The sequence below is a fragment of the Candidatus Didemnitutus sp. genome, assembly GCA_019634575.1.
GTDB lineage: Bacteria > Verrucomicrobiota > Verrucomicrobiia > Opitutales > Opitutaceae > Didemnitutus.
In genome coordinates, this window is record JAHCAY010000002.1 from 64,206 (window position 1) to 78,792 (window position 14,587).

Below are 14,587 nucleotides of genomic sequence, written 5' to 3' on the forward strand. Positions count from 1 at the left end.
CTGTCGGCAGTTATCTCAACCCGACACACACATGTGGCAAAATCTTAAAGCACAAATTCCGGCGGTCATCCTCACCGCCCTTCTCGTTGGCGGCGCGATTTTCTGGTTCCACCAAAAGACCGTGCAGGATCTCGCGACGCGTCAGCAAACCGAGATGAATGCGTTGCGCGAGCAGACCAACGCCGAACTCAAAGCCTCCGCCGAGGAGACCCGCCGCCACATCGAATCCGTCAACACGCTGCTCAAGGACGCCATCGCGAAGCGCTCCGCCGACGTCTTCCTGACCGAGGAGGAAGTCCAGAAGCTGAATCAGGAAAAGATGAACCAGCTCGCCGAGGCCATCGCCGCCAAGGTCATGCCCTACGGCACCAACATTCCGAAGACGCCCGAGGAAGCCGAGAAGCTCCAGAACGAGCAAATCGACAAGGTCGGCGGCCGCCTCGCCGAGAAGATTTCCCCGATCCTCGCGGAAATGTCGAAGGACCAAAACCTCACCCGCGAGTCCATCGCGCAGTATTCGCAACGCATCTCGAATCAGATCAGCGGCGCTCTCACCGCCGAAATGGCCCGCAATCAGGAGCTCAACAACAACGTGATGACCGCCCAGACCATCGCGCAGGATTCCATGAAGCTCTCGCACGAGATCACCGCCCTCTACCTCAGCAGCTTCAAGGATCAGGGCCTCCTCACCCGCCTGCTCTCGCTCCCCGCCAACGTCGTCCGCGACGCCGCCAGCATGAGCATCGTGAACAGCTCCGACCGCAAGAAGATGGAAGAGCGCCTTGTCTCCGAGATGAACGCCCTCCAGAAGCGCCTCGACGAGCTCCAAGCCGCCGCGCCAAAGAAATAACCGGCCCCTCCCACGCGAGATAACTTTCCAGCCGCGCCGCCAGGCGCGGCTGTTTTGTTTTCGGCCACGACAAACTGCGCCGCCTTCCCGGACCGTCGACTGTGCTGCGGCCAAACTTGCCGCCAAGCCTCTCCGGCCAAAGTCTTCCGCCGTGCCGCCGCTCCGCCTGACCACCGACCACGCCCGCCGCTTCATGCGCCGCGCGCTGCTGCTCGACGAGCCCGTCGCCGATGTCGCCGCCGCCCTCGCCCGACTCGGCTATGTGCAGATCGATCCGCTTAACATCTGCGGCCGCATGCACGACCTCATCCTCCGCCACCGCGTGGCCGGCTACCGCGAAGGCGATCTGATGCGCCATCTGCACGGCGACACGTCCGTGAAACCCGCGACGCAACGCGTCGCCTTCGAGCATCATCACCCGCAAACCGGCATCCTCGTCGCCTTCGGCCACGAAGCCTGGCCGCACCTTCTCGCCGCTATGCGCCGCCGCACGCATCGCTCCGGCTCATGGTCCGGTCGCCTTTCCGCGAAGCAAAAAATCCTCGCCGAAAACCTCCTCTCCGCGATCGCCGCCCGCGGCCCGCTCAGCGCGGAAGACTTCGACGACCACGGCCCCTCGCGCCAAGTCTGGGGCGCATCTTCGCTCGTCAAAGCCACGCTCCAGAAACTCTTCTTCCACGGCCGCCTCCTCATCGCCAAGCGAGGCACCGGCAACCGCCGCTTCTACGATCTTCCAGAACGCGTCCTGCCGGCCGAAATCCTCGCTGCACCGGAGCCCGCCGCCCGCGCCACCGCGCACTGGTGCGCCGAGTTGAAACTCCGCCAGCGCCGCCTCTGCACACTCAAACGCGACGAACTTCCCCTCGTCGCCGACCTCGTCCAGCCGATCTCCGTCGAGAACTGCCCGCCCCTTTACTGCCTCCGCACGGACCTGCCGCTGCTCGAGCCCTCAACTCCCGGTCCGCAACACTCGGCTCCCCCGCTCCACCTCCTCGCCCCGCTCGACCCACTGATCTACGACCGACGCGTGACGTCGGCCCTCTGGAGTTTCGACTACACGTGGGAAGCCTATACCCCGCCCGCCAAACGCGTCCGCGGCCACTACTCGCTTCCGATCCTCGCCGGCACCGAACTCGTCGGCCACGTCGACCCCAAAGCCGATCGCGCCACCGGCCGCCTCCGCGTCGAAGGCCGCTCGATCAAACGCGGCCACAAATCCGCCGACGCCGTCCGCGCCCTCGCCCACTGGCTCGGATTGAAATAAAAACTCGCCCGCCTTTTCGCCTCCGCGCTTGATTGCCGCACGGGCCGTCACGCACTCTGCACAGTTTGTGGACGACCTCCTGCTCACGCTCAAAACCACGTTCGGCTACGGCGCTTTTCGCCCGTTGCAGCGCGAGATCATCGAGACCGCCCTCGCCGGAAAGGACGTTTTCGCCCTGCTCCCCACCGGCGGCGGCAAATCCCTCTGCTTTCAACTCCCCGCGCTTCACCGCTCCGGCCTGACCGTCGTCGTCTCGCCGCTGATCGCGTTGATGAAGGACCAGGTCGACCAGCTCCAAGCCGCCGGCGTCGCCGCCACGTTCCTCAACTCCACCCTGTCCGCCGACGAGGCGAAATCCCGCCTCCGCGGCCTCCACCGCGGCGAGTGGCGCCTCCTCTACGTCGCCCCCGAGCGCCTGATGCTCGACGAGTGGAAGGAGAACCTCGCCAACTGGAACATCACCGCGCTCGCCATCGACGAGGCACACTGCGTCTCCGAATGGGGCCACGACTTCCGCCCCGAATACCGCCAGCTCGCCCGCCTTCGCAAACTTCTCCCCGAAGTGCCCGTGATGGCGCTCACCGCCACCGCGACCGAGCGCGTCCGGGCCGACATCGTCAAGCACCTGCAGCTCCGCGAGCCGGCCGTCTTCGTCGCCAGCTTCAATCGCCCGAATCTCACCTACCGCGTCCTCCCGAAGGACCAGCCGCTGAAACAAATCATCGAATTCGTCCGCAAGCGCGAGGACGAGAGCGGCATCATCTACTGCGCCACGCGCGCCACCACCGAGCGCGTCGCCGAGGCGCTCGCCGGACGCGGCTTCTCCGCCCGCGCCTACCACGCCGGCCTCGACGCCGAGGAACGCGCGCGCAACCAGGAACAGTTTCTCCGCGACGACACCAAGATCATCTGCGCGACAATCGCCTTCGGCATGGGCATCAACAAACCCAATGTCCGCTGGGTCATCCACCACGACCTGCCGAAGAACATCGAGGGCTACTACCAGGAAACCGGCCGCGCCGGCCGCGACAGTTTGCCGAGCGACTGCCTCCTGCTCTTCTCCGGCGGCGACGCCGCGAAGCAGACGCACTTCATCGACGAGATGACCGACGAACACGAGAAGACCGTCGCGCGCAACCAGCTCCGCCTGATGATGCACTACGCCGAGAGCGCCGTCTGCCGCCGCAGCGAGCTGCTCGCCTACTTCGGCGAAAAATTCCCGCTCGGCGAATGCGGCGCGTGCGACAACTGCCTCGAACCGCGCGAGACCTACGACGGCACCGTCGTCGCGCAGAAATTTCTCTCCTGCATCTACCGCATCCGCCAAACCGGCCGCTTCGGCGTCGGGCTGAATCACATCATCGAAGTCCTCACCGGCGCCGAAACCGAAAAGGTCCTGCGCTGGAATCACGACCAGCTCACGACCTACGGCATCGGCAAGGAACTCGCCCGCCCCGCCTGGGCCGCCGTCGGCCGCGAACTCATGCGCCTTGGCTACGTCGCGCAAGCCGAGGGCGAGTTTCCCATCCTCGAACTCACTGCGGACGGCATGAACGTCCTCCGCTCGCGCGAAAAGATCACGCTCACCAAACCGCTCTCTCTCCCGAAAGCGAAACGCGTCACCCGCCGTGAGGGCGAGATCGAGTGCGACGAAATCCTGTTCGCCCGCCTGCGCGAGCTGCGCAAGAAACTCGCCGACGAGCGCGGCGTTCCCGCCTACGTCGTCTTCGGCGACGCCACACTGCGCCAGCTCGCCCGCGAGTATCCGATCGACGTGGACCAACTCGACGGCATCACCGGCATCGGCGAGAAGAAGCGCGCCGAATACGGCCCGACCTTCGTCGCCGCCATCGCGCAGTTTCTCGACACGAACCCGCGGCTGAAATTCAGCGACTAAATCCGACTCATGCCTTTGAGCGCGCGCCTCGATTCTAGCGATCCGCACTGAAAGGTGGTCGTCGCCGTCCCCGGCGACGACGGGCGTCAGTCGGGACGCCGACGCCCACCGATTGCCTGATCTCGCCTAAGCACGCCGACGCTCAGCTGCCGCCATCCGCCTGATCGGTGGCGACGAGGACCATGAGCGCAGCGAGAACGATGACGACGGCAATCATACCGCAGATTCCGGCTGCGCGACCACTGCAAGCTCCGTTTCGATTTCAGCCACGCGCGCCGCGATCGCATTCACGACATCCGCGGCGTCTATCCGCCCACGGCGCTCGAGCGCAAACGCCAGGTCGGCCAGTTCACCGCGGAAACGCTGCAACCGGCCAGCCACGGCCGGAGCCACTCCGGTTTCGTTCTGCATGACGGTTTTCACCAGCTGTTCCACCACTCCCGGATGCTGTGCGCCGCCTCCCGCGCGACGGTCGGCAGATTGTGCACCGCATCCTGCGCCATCGGCAGGTGCTTGACCGCGAGCCAAAGCAGCACCGCCACCACGGCGAGCCACACGACCCAATCGACCGCCATCGCCGCCGACCACGCCCACGGCGGTCCGGAAAACGCCCCGTGATAGAACGCCCGCCGCGCCGCCTTCAGCGGCCACGCCACCATGCCATAAGCGAACAACATCAGCAGCAACGCCGCCCACACCGGAAGGCTCGCCGGGAGGGATGCCCCCAGCAGCGTTCCCGTCGCCAGCAATGTGATCACCGCACACACCATCAACACCGCCAGCAGACCGTGCATCACGGAAATGAAAGGCAGCGCAAAGGTCGGCGTCGGCGGCACGCCGCTACCCTCGCCGAAACACGTCGCTCGCCCCCACGCCCCCGCGCGCATCTCGCGCCGGAACGACCGGCGCCAACCGCGCATCTCTTCCCGGAAGCGTCGCTTCCACTCGCGCCGCGCGTGGTGATCGTGGAAATCGCGCATCGCGCCGTAGTAGCCGGCACGAGCGCGCTTGATGAATTCCTGCGCCGTGAACGGCTCCCCCGCCGACGCCGCCCTTTCTTCCGGCGACTTGGCCACTGGAACCACAATCACGAGGAGCAGATAGGCCAGCGCTCCCGCGCCCCACGCGAGCGTCAGCAGCACGAACAGCACGCGCACAATGGTCGGATCCACCCCGAGGTAGGCGCCCAGACCGTTACACACGCCCGAAACCATCGCCCCGTCGTAGATGCGGTAGAGTCGCTTGACCGGCCCCGCACCCGCGGTCTCTTCCGTCCGCGCCGTGCGCTCACCGCGCGGGGACTCCTCCCGCTTCGCGTCGCCGGGCGCCGCTCCGGGTGCCGTGTCGTCCTCGATCGGCCCCATTTCCGCCAAGACGGCGGCGACCTCCGCTGCCGTCACGACGTTCTTGTGTGCACTCAGCCGACCGCGGAATTTCTCCCCGATCGAGGTCTCGATGTCGGAGAGAATTTCGTCGCGATCCGGATTCTGGCGCAGCCGAGCGCCCGCCGCTTCGAGATAAGCGCGCAACGCGTCATAGCCGGTTTCCTCCAGCTGATAGGCCGTGCCGCCGAGATTGATCGTGATCACCTTGTTCATGGGAGGAAGGCCCGCGGGCCGTTCATTTTTGTCCGAGATTCTTCACGGTGGCGCTGATCTTGTCCCAGTAGCCGAGAGTCTCGCGCAGTTGCGCGCGCCCCGCCGCCGTCAGCTCATAGTATTTGCGCGGCGGTCCGGCCTCCGACTCCTGCCACTCGTAGTCGACCAGCCCTTCCCGGCGCATCTTGCTCAGGAGCGGATAGAGCGTGCCCTCCTGCGTGGCGAAATCGGTCTCGCTCAGCTGCGCCAGGATATCGGCCGCATAGACCTTCTCACCGGCGATGATCTTCAACACGAGGAACTCGAGGAGTCCCTTGCGGATCGCGGTGAATTTTTCGTCGATGGCCATGATTTCGGGCTAAACAAGCTACCTTGTTCACGCAAGGTAGCTGGCGACACCCCGCACACAAGCGAAAAATCCATTCCTCTCCTTCCGGAGTCATCGCGCTCTCCGCCTCAGAACGGCATGAGCCCACCGCCGCCGCCGAACAATGCGCGCAGCAGGACAACCGACAGAAATGATCCCACCACGACGGTAAACGTCTTCGACGTGAGCGTGATCGTGACGGCTTGGGCGAGCGATTGGTTGTAACTCACCTTCCGCAGCACCACGACGAGGATGAGCGCCGCCGTCGCCTCGTCGGCATACATTGTCGTGCCCATCCCGAGCGCCCACAGCGCAATCGCTCCGACCACCGCGCGCGCCACCGTGTCCGCGATCGCCGCCATCGCGAGGCCGAACCACGAGATCTCCACGTCCCAATACTTCGTCGTGAGCTTCAACGCCGCGAGCATCATCACCGCCTTGATAATGAGCTCGACGATGAACGTCAGCCAGCGCGGCGGTCCACGATCGTGATCCCGCGCCGGCGGCGGCGGATTCTCGAGCTCTTCAATCTGCTTCTCCATCTTCGTCCGCGCCGCCGCGTCCGCTTCGATCATCTGCTGCTCCACGCTCTTCTCCTTTGCCGCGGAGATCGGCGCGGCTTTCGCCGGCGCTTCGGTTGCCGCCTTCGTTTCGATCGGGCCTGCGGCTGACTCCGCCGCCTTGGGCGTGTCGGCCATCGGCGTTGGCATCGGCGCCGCCACCGGCCCGTCTGTTACCGGCAAACCCTGCACGACCGCGACCTTCCCGCTCTCCAGCTCGATCCGCCCGGTCTTGAAGATCATCACCTCCCGGGCACCGCGCTTCAGTTCTGAGACCGGTTTGCCGAGCTCCTTCACGACCTCCTCGCGCGCCTGGCCGTAATAAACTGCCGACACCGGCGTCACCGACAGCAGCAAGCACGCGACAGCGAGGACGAGGATTCGCATGGCTCCCGAAAAAGTCGCGCCCGACCGACCCCAGCAAGACCTTTTCCGTCAACGCGTCGTCAAACGGCGCGCCGCCCTCGCACGCACCGCGCGGCCTGTCCGCGTCGCGCGAGAACCGGGACATTGCGCCTTGCGCGTGGCGTCGTATCGACAACGGATAACGCATGCCCGCATCCGCGCCGCTGTCCGAGAATCTCCCGTTCGCCTTCCGCGGCGAGCGTGTCGAAGCGGCGCGCGTCGTCGCCCCCTCCGCAGCACAGCGCCTCCGCGCCGCCCGCAACGCCACCGGCAAACCCAACTCCGACGTGCTGCGCGAGTTCATCGGCGTCGCGTCCGACCGCGCGGAACGCCGGCTCGCCGTCGTCGATTTTCCCGCCGCGATGAGCGAAGCCGAAGCGCAGCTCTACGCCGCTCCGTTCGCCGCTCTCGCGCGCACCGGCACACCGCTCCACTCGCCGAGCCGAAACGACGACCTGCGCAACGCCCTCGCCCGGCTCGAGCGTTTCCTCGCCTGCCCCGCCGCCGACCCGGAACCGGCTTTCGCCTGGATCGAGGGCGACGTCCTGCCCGACAACTCGCTCGTGGTGTGGGCGCGCGACGACGACTTCAGCGCCGCCGTGCTGGCATCGCGAGCCTTCGCGCTCTGGAGCGTCCGCGTCGGCAACCCGCTCGCAGCGCTGCGCTCATTCCCGTTTCCGTGGCCGCCCGCGACCGCGTTGAGCGCGCTCAGCCGCGCGCAGGAAGAACAGCGCTTCGCGCTCGCGCGGGCCGCGCGGAGCGACGACAGCGACGCCCTCGAGGCGGCGCTGGCGGCGGCCTACGGCTGGCCGGCGGACCTGGCGGACGCGGAGCTGCTAGCCCGCCTCGACGCGCTGCACGCGACGCGCCGCTAGTTCTTGCCGTCCCGACCGAACAGGCTGCGGCCCACCTTCCACAACCCCGCGGCCACGAAGCCCGCGAGGCACATCACGACGAAGAGCCCGGTGAGAAGCCGCAGCGTGCCGGCGCCGCCCGTGCCGCCGAGCGCCTCGATCTGCGCGAGGATGTCGCGCGCGAGCCGCATCAGCAGCACGATCGCCGCCACGCAAGTGATCGCGACGGCCCAGCGCAGGGCCTTGCTGGATGGGGCCGCGGGCGCGGGCGGGACGTTCTTGGCGGAGCGCGGCTTCTTCACGGGTTCTCGCCCACGAATTTCCATGAGGTGCGGTAGTCGCGCGGGAGCTTGGTGCCGGTCAGATGCGCGCGGACCATTTCGATCGGCATCGAGCCGCCGCGCATGATCGCGTCGTGGAACTCCTTTTCGCCCATCTTGCCACTCTTCACGAGGTCGGCGTAGAGCGCGCGGATCTGGATCGCGCCCATCATGTAGCCGACCTGGTAGAGCGGCGAGTAGTCGCCGTTGAACGAGCGGCGCACCTCGCCGGTGGCGGTGTGGCGGTCGTGGCCGACGCGATCGACGAGGAAGTCGATGCACTGCTGCGGCGTCCATTTGCCGAGGTGGAAATTGAGCGAGAAGATGATGCGGGCGCAGCGGTGCGTGCGCCAGAAGAGCGCGCCGGCGCGGTCGAGCGGCTTCTGCTGGAAGCCGAGGTCCCAGAGGTGGAACTCCCACCACAGCGCCCAGCCCTCGATCCAGAACGGCGTGTCGAAGGTCCGGCGGTGTTGGTTGTAGCGATCGAGATACCAGAACTGCATGTGGTGGCCGGGAATCAGCTCGTGGAAGACGGTGGCGCGGCAGAGGTGGATGTTGTTCGCGCGCAGGCTGTCGAGCTTGTCCTTGTGGTCCATCGTGTCCGTCGGGAACGACACGATGATGCGGTCGCCACCGAGGAAGAACGGGTTCACCTTCTGCCGCTCGGGCGACATCATGGTCATCGTCCAGTCGTCGACCATGTGCGGCGGCACGGTGAGGAGATTGCGCTGCGTCACGAAATCCACCGCCTCATAGGCGAGGCCAGCGATCATCTGCGGCTGGTCGCCGGGCGCGACGTAGTCGTCTTTCATCTTCTCGAGCGCCTTCTTCCAGTCGTCGCCGTAGCCGAGTTCCTGCGCGACCTTCTTCCATTCGGCCTCGCACCAGGCGAATTCCTTCTCCGCGACGGCGATCAGCTGCTCGGGCGTGTAGGGAATCATCTCGTGCTCGAGATCGACCGCGAGGCCGTCGGCGCCGATCGGGTCGCCCACGATCGGCTCGTCCTCGCCGGGCTTGGCTCCGACGACCTTCTCGCGGAGGAATTTCGCGTAGTCGTCCAGCGCGGTCGTGAGTTTCTTGTAGGGTTCGCGCGTCCACCAGCCGAACTCCGGATCGTAGCCGTCGTAATGCTTGAACCAGTCGCCGAGCTGCTTGCCCGTGGCATCGAGCTGGTTGATGGCGCGGAGCGCGACGATCTTGTCCGGCTTGATGGCGTTCTCGGCCGGTTTGTCGCTCAGGCCGGACTCGAGCGCCTTGCGCACCGCCTCGAGCTGCACGCGCGCGTCGGCCAGGACGGCGGCGGAGGCCTTGCCGTCGGGCCGGGCGTATTCGCGGCGCTTTTCCTGAAGGGTCGCCAGCTGCTCGAAGAACGGCAGCAGCGGCACGATCTCGGCCATGCGCTTCTGCTGACGGTCGAGGAGCGCGAGCTGGAACTTCAGCTCGGCGCGCATCAGCTGCCAGTCGATGCGCCCCTCGGCACCGAGCGCGTCGTAGTTCATGCCGTCGAGCTTCGCCTGCCAGGCGCGGTAGAACTCGCCCAACCGACGCAGCTGCAGGGGCGAATTCGCCACCGGATGCATGACGAGCAAGCCCTCACGGTCGGCGTTGTAGCGTTCGACCAACTCGCGCAGCTCGCTCGACTGCGGCTTCGCGTAGGCCGCGAGGTCAGGCACGTAGTCGGCGGCGGAGCGCTGCGATTGCGCCGGCTGGCCGTGGCGAAAGCTGTCGTCGGCCGCGAAGGCGGAGGCTGCGAGTGATCCGAGGGCAAGGAGGCAACGAACGGCGTGGTGCGTCATGGGCAAACGGGGTCCGCGCAGTGTTCCGCGAAACACCCGCGCCGCAAGCGCGGAGTCCTGGCAAGCCGAGGTGGCCGCCGCCGTCCTCGGCGGCGGCTGAGATCTTCGCGGCTTCAGTGATCTTGGAAGCCGCCGCTCGGGACAGCGGCGACCACCGGTCCGAGCGCCGACGCGGGCGGAATGCGCGCGCTACTTCACCGGCCGCCACACCGCCATCGGCGCCACCCCGCGGTTGTTCCAGGCGAAATACGGCACGGCGGTCGCACCGTCGACGTCGAGCACGGTCACGCCGCCGAGCAGGTCCGGGCGCGCCTGCGGCACGAGCTTCGGCGCGCGGGCGACCTTTTCGGGGATCGCCTGGTCGGCCTGCTCGAAACAATAGACGACCGGTCCGCGCTCGAAGGCCACCTGCCCCTCCGTGGCAGCGATCGCGGGATGACCGCGCACGACTTGCGGCGGCATTGCAAGGTCCACCTCGATCGTGTCGCCGGTGCGCCATTCGCGCGTCAGCCACACGTAGCCGTCGGCCTCGATGAGCGCGGCGCGCTCGTTGCCGAAGCGCACGGACCAGTCGGCCGTCTTCGGGTTCTCGTAGCGGTAGAGGTCGGACGGCACAGGCCGGCCCTGCGCCCAGCCGGGGACGCGGAGCTTGAGCGTGAACGTCGTGGGCTTTTCCGGCGCGAACGTCAGTATCACGCGGCCGTTCCACGGGTAGTCGGTCGTCTGCGTCACGCGCACCTTTTGTCCGGCGACGCTGACCTCGCCTTCGCTGGTGGCGTAGAAGTTCACGTAGAGCGCGTCGTCCTTCACCGCGTAGAAATAGCCCGACAGCGCCGCGAGCGTGCGCATGAGGTTCGGCGGGCAGCACGCGCAACCGAACCACGGCGCGCGCCCAGCATGCGAGTGGTTGTTCTTGGCCGCGCCGTCGTAGACGAGCGGGTTGGGATAGAAGAACCGGTCGCCGCTCGCCGAGACGCCGCTGAGGAAGCCGTTGAACGCCGTGCGCTCGAACACGTCCATGTAGCGGCTCTCGCCCGAGAGCAGGAACATCCGGTGCGCCCACATCATGAGCGCGACGGCGGCGCAGGTCTCGTTGTAGCCGTCGTGCGGCAGCTCGTAGTCGGCGCCGTAGGCCTCGCCCTTCGCCAGCGCGCCGACGCCGCCGGTGAGGTAGAGCTTGCGCGAGGCCATGTTCGTCCAGATGCGCTCGATCGCGTGCTGGTAGCGCGCATCGCCCGTCAGCGCGGCGACGTCGGCCATGCCGGAATAAAGGTAGTTCGCGCGCACGGCGTGTCCGATGGCCTCGGTCTGGTCGACGACCAGCGCCTGCTGCTGACTGTAGGGGCTCCCCTTCGGACCGCGCGCATCGAGGAAGATTTGCGCGAGCTTCAGCCAGCGCGCGTCGCCGGTCACGCGGTAGAGTTTCACCAATCCCATCTCGACGATCTCGTGGCCGGGGGCGATGCGGAGCTGGCCGTCGCCGAAGTCACGCCAGAGCAGTTCGGCGTTTTTCAAACAGACGTCGAGCAGCGTGCGTTTGCCCGTGGCCTGGAAATGCGCGACGCCCGCCTCGTAGAGATGGCCGCAGTTGTAGAGTTCGTGGCTGAGCTCGGGGTCCTTTTCCCAGCGCTTCACGCCCACCCATTTGTGGCCGGGCGAGTCGGGATGCATCGTGCGGAACGTGTAGAGGTAACCGTCCGGCTCCTGCGCCGCCGCGATGCGCGCGATCCAGCCGTCGAGCCGCGCCGCGAGCGCCGCGTCGGGCCGCAGGCTGAGCACGTAGGCCGCGCCCTCGATCGCCTTGTAGGCGTCGGTGTCGTCGAACGGGTAGATCGTCGGCGGCTGGATCTGGAAATCCTTCTCGCCCGCCGCGCGGCGGCGCATGACCTCGGCCGCGAGATCGAAGTTCCGCAAACGACCCGACTCTTCGCACTGCTCGAGCGCGAAGGGCACGGTGACGGTGCGGTTCGTCTCCTGCTTCGCCTTCCAAAATCCGTCCGTCACGCGCACGGCCGTGAACGACACGGGACGAATCGGGTAGTCGGCCGCGCGCAACGCGAGCGGGGGAAGCGAAGCCGACACAGCCAAGGCGAACGCTGCAAATCGGGGTGGCAACAGCATGGCGCGAGGCTCCGCCAGTGCGACCCACCGCGCAAGCGCGCGGCGTGTGCACCGACAACACGTCGAGAGTGGCGGGAGCTTCCAGCTCCCGCTACTCTCCCGCTGCTTTTGCGCGACTCAGAACCGCCACTCCAATCCCGCGAAGACGCCGGCGCCGGGCTGCGGGTAGCCATGGACTTCCTCGTAGTGCTCGTTGAGGAGATTCTCGACGCGCGCCTTGACCGTCAGCGTGTTCGTCGCCTGCCACGCCGCGTAGAGGCGCGCGACGGTGTAGTCTTCGGCGTCGATTGTCGCGAACGTCGCCGCGTGCACATCCTCGCGTTGCGCGGCGAACGCCACCCCGGCACCGACGCTGAACCCGCCGCCGAAATCGCGCCAGAGATCCGCCGAGCCGCTGTGCCGCGGACGACGCAGGAGGCGCGTGTGTTGAGTGAGGTTGTCCGCCTCGAGATACGTGTAGGCGAACCGCACCTCGGTCGCGCTCGTGCCGGGCAGCGTGAACTTGCCCGACAGCTCCACGCCGCGCGTGCGCGCGCGCTCGACGTTCTTCACCGTGCTGGGAAACGCGACAAAATCGAAGGTGATGAGATTCGTCAGCCGTGTGTCGAACCACGTCGCGCTGAGCGTGCCGCGATTCTGCGGAAGGTAGAAATCGGCGCCGGCGTCCCAGCCGCGCGCCTTTTCCGGCGCGAGGTTCGGATTGCCGACATAGAATGCGCTCTGGCCGTAGAGATCGAGAAACGACGGCGCGCGGAAGCCGGTGCCGTAGCTCGCGCGGAATTTCACGCGTTGCTGCGCCACTAGCCAAGCGGCGGTGACACGGCCGGTCGTCGCGCGGCCGAAGGTGTCGGAATCGTCGCTGCGCAGGCCGGCGGTGAGGTAGACGTTCTCGACGGGATTGATCTCGTCCTGCACGAACACGGCGAAGAGCTGCTGGTGGCGGTTGATGGCGCCGAAGCCGGTGTTGACCGTGTGGTTGGCCTCGGCCGTGACGCCGCCGGTGACGCGCTGCTTCTCCGCGCCGGTGTAGGTCGCCTGCCAGTCGAGGACGGCGCGGCGGTTTTTCACGACGGTGATCTGCGTGGCCGAGCCGGCGCGCGGGTTTTCCGAGACGAAGCGCCGGTCCTGCCCGCCGAGCACGGCGCGGCTCGTCAGCGTCGGCGACGGCGTGAAGTCGGCGAACACGGTCGCGAGCTGGTTGCTCTCGTAGTCCTGGTTATCGGGATCGTTCGTGAAGCGCGTGCCGGGCGAACCGTAGACGCCGTGGAACCCGCGCCACGTGGCGCCGACCGCGACGGCGTCGCTCACGCGATGATCGACGCGCAGCACGTAGGTCGCGGAATCGAAATCGTTGTTCGCGCGATCGTTGTCGGTATGGCCGCCGAGCGCGGAGAACGAAAAGGCGTTCTTCGCGTCGCCGCGCTGTGCCTTCACCGCGCCCTGGATCGTGCCGAACGAACCGGCCTCGGCGGAGACGCTGCCGCTCAGTGGGCCCGCGCCGCGCTGCGCCCGCAGCGAGACGACGCCGCCGACCGCCTCGCCGCCGTAGAGCGTGCTCTGTGGGCCGTGAGCGATCTCGAGCGAATCGCAGCCGGTGACGCAAGCGCCACCGAGCGCGACGGCGTAGTCGGTGTTCGGATCGTTGAAGCGGATGCCGTCGACGATGAAGAGCGTCTGGTTGCTGTTCGTGCCGCGGAGAAACAGCGACGTGGAACTGCCGGCGCCGCCCGAAGCGAAGGCCGGCGCGCCCGCCACGCCGGCGAGCGCGGAGCGCAGCCCCGTGAGTTGCTGCCGTGCGAGTTCGGCGGCGCTGATCGAATCGATGGCGCTGCCGAGCGTGTTGGCGGCGGCAGGCGTGCGCGTCGCGGTGACGAGGTAGTCGTCGATTTTCGTGGGCGCCGCGTCTTGCGCGAGCGCGAGGAGCGCCGGCGCGAAGCCGGCGGCGAGGAGGAGCGAGCGTCGGAGCGACGCCGCGATCGAGTTGGACATGATCTGCTTTTCCGAGTGGCAAGAGCAGATCCACGCCTGCGCGCCGGCTTTGCTGCGTCGGCGCGCGAAACAGGTTTCCACTCTCACCCTTCATTGGCGGCGAGCCGTGGCCCGCTGCACTGATGCGATGAAGTTTCCGCCGCGCGCTGTGACGCACAGCGGCGGAAGGTGAGACTCGGCAGCCAGATGTTCGGACTCCGCCCTGCGCGCATCTTGCGACGCGCTCCTCCTCCCCGCCTTCACCCCGTGGAAATGGGATTGGCGTATCCGGCGCCTGCCGCCGGTGGGGATTTGTCGGACGTTACCGCAGCGCAACTGTGGCCGGTTTGCACGGCCTTCCCTGCGTCTGCCAAGTTGACGGTGAAAGAACTCAGGAGCGGCAAGAAATCCGGCGCGGCGCGAAACTCGCAAGCGCAATCACTGCGCGCGCATTGCGATGACGCGATGCACAGCGCCCCAGATCGCGCGCTGAGGTGGTCGCCGACGTCCCGGCAGCGACACGACCGTCAGCGCCATCCGCGCGAATCGCGCGCAGGGCCGTTGCGGGCAACGCCCCCACCAGCACG

12 protein-coding genes and 1 riboswitch are annotated in these 14,587 nt (G+C 67.1%); of the genes, 4 read left to right on the forward strand and 8 right to left on the reverse strand.

Annotated elements, in window-relative coordinates; all coding sequences use genetic code 11:
• The first annotated feature begins 31 nt into the window (after positions 1 to 31).
• The 3 genes from KF715_15295 (at position 32) to recQ (ending at position 4,011) form a co-directional block, all read left to right on the forward strand.
• Positions 32 to 850 carry a hypothetical protein gene (locus KF715_15295; protein MBX3738058.1) on the forward strand — a complete coding sequence of 273 codons (819 nt, stop codon included), beginning with the start codon at positions 32 to 34 and terminating at the stop codon, positions 848 to 850.
• 193 nt (positions 851 to 1,043) lie between these two features.
• On the forward strand, positions 1,044 to 2,114 hold the full coding sequence (locus KF715_15300) for a YcaQ family DNA glycosylase (GenBank protein ID MBX3738059.1): 1,071 nt from the start codon (positions 1,044 to 1,046) through the stop codon (positions 2,112 to 2,114).
• Positions 2,115 to 2,181: 67 nt separating this feature from the next.
• Positions 2,182 to 4,011, forward strand: a complete 1,830-nt coding sequence (gene recQ, locus KF715_15305) for a DNA helicase RecQ (protein ID MBX3738060.1) — start codon at positions 2,182 to 2,184, stop codon at positions 4,009 to 4,011.
• A 213-nt stretch (positions 4,012 to 4,224) separates the two neighbouring features.
• Here recQ and KF715_15310 read toward each other — a convergent pair whose 3' ends face one another.
• From KF715_15310 to KF715_15325, 4 genes are all read right to left on the reverse strand, one after another.
• Positions 4,225 to 4,434: a hypothetical protein gene (locus KF715_15310; protein MBX3738061.1), complete on the reverse strand. Its 210-nt coding sequence runs from the start codon at positions 4,432 to 4,434 to the stop codon at positions 4,225 to 4,227.
• Positions 4,431 to 5,609 (reverse strand): PspC domain-containing protein, encoded by a 1,179-nt coding sequence (locus KF715_15315; protein ID MBX3738062.1) that lies wholly within the window; start codon positions 5,607 to 5,609, stop codon positions 4,431 to 4,433. The genes KF715_15310 and KF715_15315 overlap by 4 nt, the downstream gene beginning before the upstream one ends.
• A gap of 22 nt (positions 5,610 to 5,631) precedes the next feature.
• Positions 5,632 to 5,958 carry a PadR family transcriptional regulator gene (locus KF715_15320; protein ID MBX3738063.1) on the reverse strand — a complete coding sequence of 109 codons (327 nt, stop codon included), beginning with the start codon at positions 5,956 to 5,958 and terminating at the stop codon, positions 5,632 to 5,634.
• A 107-nt stretch (positions 5,959 to 6,065) separates the two neighbouring features.
• Complete coding sequence (locus KF715_15325) at positions 6,066 to 6,923, reverse strand: hypothetical protein (GenBank protein MBX3738064.1); 858 nt, start codon at positions 6,921 to 6,923, stop codon at positions 6,066 to 6,068.
• Positions 6,924 to 7,087: 164 nt separating this feature from the next.
• On the opposite strand from KF715_15325, the gene KF715_15330 reads away from it, so the two are divergent.
• Positions 7,088 to 7,816, forward strand: coding sequence for a hypothetical protein (locus KF715_15330; GenBank protein ID MBX3738065.1), 729 nt, complete (start codon positions 7,088 to 7,090; stop codon positions 7,814 to 7,816).
• Here the strand turns inward: KF715_15330 and KF715_15335 are convergent.
• The 4 genes from KF715_15335 to KF715_15350 form a co-directional block, all read right to left on the reverse strand.
• On the reverse strand, positions 7,813 to 8,097 hold the full coding sequence (locus KF715_15335) for a hypothetical protein (protein MBX3738066.1): 285 nt from the start codon (positions 8,095 to 8,097) through the stop codon (positions 7,813 to 7,815). The two genes, KF715_15330 and KF715_15335, sit on opposite strands and share 4 nt — an antisense overlap.
• Positions 8,094 to 9,911, reverse strand: coding sequence for a DUF885 family protein (locus tag KF715_15340; protein ID MBX3738067.1), 1,818 nt, complete (start codon positions 9,909 to 9,911; stop codon positions 8,094 to 8,096). The genes KF715_15335 and KF715_15340 overlap by 4 nt, the downstream gene beginning before the upstream one ends.
• Before the next feature lie 189 nt (positions 9,912 to 10,100).
• Positions 10,101 to 12,032, reverse strand: a complete 1,932-nt coding sequence (locus tag KF715_15345; GenBank protein ID MBX3738068.1) for a glycoside hydrolase family 127 protein — start codon at positions 12,030 to 12,032, stop codon at positions 10,101 to 10,103.
• Between the two features lie 117 nt (positions 12,033 to 12,149).
• Positions 12,150 to 14,021, reverse strand: coding sequence for a TonB-dependent receptor (locus KF715_15350; GenBank protein ID MBX3738069.1), 1,872 nt, complete (start codon positions 14,019 to 14,021; stop codon positions 12,150 to 12,152).
• A gap of 163 nt (positions 14,022 to 14,184) precedes the next feature.
• Positions 14,185 to 14,409: riboswitch (cobalamin riboswitch) on the reverse strand.
• Positions 14,410 to 14,587: the final 178 nt, after the last annotated feature.